General features: G+C 39.0%; 3 protein-coding genes. All 3 read left to right on the top strand.

Features of this window, described 5'->3' with window-relative positions; translation table 11 throughout:
- The first annotated feature begins 310 nt into the window (after nucleotides 1-310).
- The 3 genes from FTU65_RS15980 (at nucleotide 311) to FTU65_RS15970 (ending at nucleotide 3,038) form a co-directional block, all read left to right on the top strand.
- Nucleotides 311-862, top strand: a complete 552-nt coding sequence (locus tag FTU65_RS15980) for a DUF4256 domain-containing protein (RefSeq protein WP_180009692.1) — start codon at nucleotides 311-313, stop codon at nucleotides 860-862.
- Nucleotides 863-1,269: 407 nt separating this feature from the next.
- Nucleotides 1,270-2,619, top strand: coding sequence for an aromatic acid/H+ symport family MFS transporter (locus tag FTU65_RS15975; RefSeq protein WP_180009691.1), 1,350 nt, complete (start codon nucleotides 1,270-1,272; stop codon nucleotides 2,617-2,619).
- 158 nt (nucleotides 2,620-2,777) lie between these two features.
- Nucleotides 2,778-3,038: a hypothetical protein gene (locus FTU65_RS15970; RefSeq protein ID WP_180009690.1), complete on the top strand. Its 261-nt coding sequence runs from the start codon at nucleotides 2,778-2,780 to the stop codon at nucleotides 3,036-3,038.
- The last annotated feature ends 274 nt before the right edge of the window (nucleotides 3,039-3,312 follow it).

Genomic DNA, 3,312 nt, shown 5'->3' with positions numbered 1-3,312 from the left:
CCTTCCCGAACTCAGAAGTGAAACCTCTTAGCGCTGATGGTAGTGTGGGGTTACCCATGTGAGAGTAAGTCATCGCCAGCTCATTATTCGAAACACCCCCTGATACGTCAGGGGGTGTTTTTTTATGCGGGGAAAAAGGGAAAGTTATCAAAATAGAAAAATAATAAGAGAAGCAAATTCAAAAAATAGGAAAACGAGAGATATTAAAAAAGAATGAGGCTAAACAGCGCTAAAAATTTACATCAAGGCAAGCCTATATTCTTTATAGTGAAGTTTAGTCGCCAAGGTATAAAAACAATAGGATGTGCAAATGCTCCAAGATCTCGATAAAGTCTCTATTTTAGAGATATTGCAGCAACGCTTTGAGGCAAATATGCAGCGGCATCCAGAATTACTTTGGGATGATGTAAAAAAACAATTGATAGCACAGCCCTCAAAACTAAAAATTTTAATCGAAATGGAAAAAACAGGCGGTGAGCCAGATATTGTGACGCTGAATCAGCAATCTCAAGACCTGATATTTTATGATTGCAGCTTAGAGTCACCAAAGCTTAGACGAAGCTTGTGTTATGACCGTGATGCCTTGGAGAATCGGAAGGATCATCCTCCCCAAAATAACGTTATAGATATGGTGCGAGACATCGGTGCTGAGCTACTGACAGAAGAAGACTATCGAGCGATACAGCAAGTTTTTCATTTCGATTTAAAGACTTCGAGCTGGATTGTGACGCCAGCGGATATTCGGCAAAAGGGCGGGGCACTGTTTTGTGATCGACGTTATGATCATGTATTTAGCTACCATAATGGCGCGCAGTCATATTATGCGTCTCGTGGATTTCGCTGTAAGCTGGTGATCGCTTAATCTCAGTGCTATAAATGTTTTTAAAACAATCAAGTGCGTTAAAGCGAGCTTTTCTAAAGATGTAATTGCGTTTGTTTTTTAGACATTTAAAATTTTTCTAAACTAAAGATAGAAATAAATGATGGTGTGTCGTTCTGAAGTTTAATGAAAGAATAGAAGAATTAGGCCTGAAAATAAGGGTATTATTATTTAAAAAAATCAGTTAAATAATCATATATTGATAATGTTTAATAATTAAACTAAAGCATGAAAAATAACACAATTAACATGTACTTATAAGCGACTAGATTTATTAAACATACGTCTAATATCCCTAGAAAACACTGTTCCGTATATTCCGTGGCTGTTGAATTTTACTTAAAAATTCAATGAATGTTATGGACAAGTACTCATGGGAGATGAGAACGATGACAACGGAAAAAATAGACATAAATTCTGTAGTCGATAAGGCTAAATTTACCCCGTTCCACTTCAATGTAGTGGCTTGGTGCTTATTGATTATTTTATTTGATGGCTACGATTTAGCGATTAATGGCGTGGTTTTACCATTATTGATGCAAGACTGGGGCTTAAGTGCAATGCAAGCGGGGATGCTTGCCAGTACTGCGCTCGCAGGCATGATGTTTGGTGCCATGTTCTTTGGTTCTTTAGCGGATAAGATTGGCCGTAAAAAAGTCATTATGATCTGTATCGTTTTATTTAGTGGTTTGACCTTTGCCGGTGGTTTTGCGTCGAATCCAACAGAATTTGGTATTTTGCGTTTCTTGGCTGGTTTAGGGATTGGCGGTGTAATGCCTAACCTTGTGGCTTTAACGTCTGAATACGCGCCGCAGAAGATGCGTAGCACACTGGTAACGACGATGTTTAGTGGTTATGCAGTCGGTGGTGTGATGGCGGCACTTTTAGGTTCATGGTTCACCCCTGACTTTGGTTGGCAAATCATGTTCTTTATTGCGGGTATTCCTCTTTTCCTTTTACCTGTGATTTGGAGATTTTTACCAGAATCTTTGGCATTTATGGTGAAAGAAAACAAACAGGAAAAAGCCCGCAGTATCGTGAAGCGCTTAGCACCTGAAGTGAAAGTGACTGAAAATACAGTGTTCACTTTGCCTCAAGAAAGCGTGCCTGAAGCTGCTAACGTGGTGAGTTTGTTCCGCCGTGGTCGTGCCGTAAATACATTGCTGTTTTGGGTGGCGTTCTTTACGTGCCTATTGACCATGTATGCGCTAAGCAGCTGGTTACCAAAACTGATGATGGCAGCCGGTTATTCTATGGATAACAGCTTAATGTTCATGATGGTCATGAACGTGGGCGCAGTTGTGGGTATTGTTGGCGGTGGTATTTTAGCTGACCGTTTCCACTTAAAACCTGTGTTGATGGTTTTGGGTATGATGGGCGCGATTGTGATGAGCTTGATGGGCTTCCAGTCAAATCAGTTCTTGCTATACATCTTGGTGTTATTAGCTGGTGCTGCGTCTATTGGTTCGCAAATGCTGCTGTACAGCTATGTGGCGCAGTATTACCCACTTGCTGTACGTTCGACGGGTATTGGTTGGTCTTCTGCAATTGGTCGTATGGGCGCGATTGTAGGGCCAATTTTGATTGGTGGTTTGCTCGGTATGAATTTACCTGCGCATTTCAACTTTATGGCGGTAGGTTTACCTGTACTGATTACTGCGATCGCTGTTGCATTGATCATGCATGAAAACGACAGTGATAAAATTGATGTTAAAGAGGCAACTACAGCGAAAGCCTAAGTTGTGATTCTTTAAAAAGAAAAGCCTCCGAAAGGGGGCTTTTTTGGGTTATTTAAAATGCTAATAAAATAATTATTTTATATTTTCTAATATTCTATATTTATAAGTTTTTAAAAAAGATATAAAAACTTAACTATGACTATTTTATGGGGGGAGAGATGGAGTTTATTGAGCAAATTAAAGAAGTAATGAAGGAAGCGCGAAAAGAAATGCATGTTGATCAAATAGCAGAAGCAATCGTAGCGAAATATCCTCATACTCAGCAGCATCTAGATGTTTTATCTAAGAAAATCTCTTCGATACTTTCAAAGGATATTGACAAATATAAAACAAAATCAGAGTTCACAAAACCAAAAAATTCTAAAGGTGCTCCAAGACGGGGGAATTTACAGATTAAAAATCAAAAAAGTTGTACCTGATATTGTTCCACCGCCACCTACAGTTAATGCACTGTATACGGGCAAGGCTGGCGAGTTTGCAGTGATGGCTGAATTATTATTTTTTGGATTTAATACATCATATATGGCTGTTGATGATGATATTGATCTTGTCGCAGCAAAAGATAATAATTAACCTGAATCGCGGATAAGAAATTAACTTGAAAAAAAGGTGACTGAAAACCATTAGGGAGTTACCACACAACCTAAGCCTTCAGCCACCATGTTCGATTTTACATATTTCTTCTGCATCGTT

It is taken from the genome of Acinetobacter sp. YH12129, from assembly GCF_013418685.1.
Classification (GTDB): Bacteria; Pseudomonadota; Gammaproteobacteria; order Pseudomonadales; family Moraxellaceae; genus Acinetobacter; species Acinetobacter amyesii.
The sequence above is the reverse complement of the archived record's forward strand: the minus strand, read 5'-3'. Positions and strand labels throughout refer to the sequence as shown.

Bases quoted from the DNA above. Each gene is read 5' to 3' on its own strand.
- FTU65_RS15980 (WP_180009692.1), top strand. From the start codon at position 311: ATGCTCCAAGATCTCGATAAAGTCTCTATTTTAGAGATATTGCAGCAA.
- FTU65_RS15975 (WP_180009691.1), top strand. From the start codon at position 1,270: ATGACAACGGAAAAAATAGACATAAATTCTGTAGTCGATAAGGCTAAA.
- FTU65_RS15970 (WP_180009690.1), top strand. From the start codon at position 2,778: ATGGAGTTTATTGAGCAAATTAAAGAAGTAATGAAGGAAGCGCGAAAA.